The following is a 1,022-nucleotide window of genomic DNA, read 5'->3' as shown; positions in this document are numbered from 1 at the left end:
TCTATTTTACTTCTTTGAGGTTGGAGTGTCAAGTTTTATTATACTATATCATTATTCCTGCCGAGCAGACAGTGACTTTAACGGCTGATGAAACTACCTCTGTAACGTTTGAAAATGTGCTTAAAAAATTCACTTTGGAAGTTACAAAAAAGGATTCTGAAAATGGCTCTGCACAGGGGAATGCAAGCCTTGCGGGAGCGGTTTACGGCGTGTTTAAAGACAGTGTTTTGAAAGACGAATACACAACCGATGAAAACGGATATTTCAAGTCCAAGGAATATGTCTGCGGGAATTACACGGTTCAGGAGATTTCTCCCTCAGAGGGATATCTGCTTGATGAAACTGTGTACCCGGTTGGTGCAGAAGCTGAGAATTATTCTATTGAGCATAACCCCATTTCCATGACAGTGACCGAGGATATTATCAAGGGCAATATTTCAATCATCAAGCATTCCGATGACGGAACAACGCAGATCGAAACTCCCGAAGTCGGTGCGGAATTTGAGGTTTATCTCAAGTCATCAGGCTCTTATGAAGCCGCAAAAGACAGCGAAAAAGACTACCTCGTATGCGATGAAAACAGCTATGCTGCGACAAAAATGCTCCCCTACGGCACGTATATTGTGCATCAGACAAAGGGTTGGGAAAATACCGAATGGATCGATGATTTTGAAGTGATTATCAGCGAAAACGAAAAAGAATATTTCTATCTTATCAATGACGCAGTGAAAAAATCCTTTGTAAAAATCGTAAAGAAGGACGCAGAAACAGGCAATATAATTCCCGTTTCGGGCATAGGCTTCAAGGTTTGGGACTGTGCAAATTCCGAATATGTTTCGCAGAAAATTAACTATCCGTCTGAGATGATCCTTGACACATTCTACACAGACGAAAGCGGCTCGCTTATGCTCCCGAACGAGCTTGCTTACGGCGATTACGAGCTTCATGAGGTGCAGTCGGCAGAGGGATATGATATAGTATAATAAAACTTGACACTCCAACCTCAAAGAAGTAAAATAGAA

General features: G+C 41.7%; 1 protein-coding gene. It reads left to right on the top strand.

Going from position 1 to position 1,022, the window contains the following annotated elements; translation table 11 throughout:
• On the top strand, positions 1-983 hold a 983-nt coding region (locus LI114_RS13565), incomplete at its 5' end, for a collagen binding domain-containing protein (protein ID WP_264468342.1).
• Positions 984-1,022 lie beyond the last annotated feature (39 nt).

This window comes from Ruminococcus sp. 210702-SL.1.03 (assembly GCF_020559915.1).
In the GTDB taxonomy this organism is placed as follows: Bacteria; Bacillota; Clostridia; order Oscillospirales; family Ruminococcaceae; genus YE71.
Note: the sequence above shows the minus strand (reverse complement) of the source record. Positions and strands in the feature narration are given on the sequence as shown.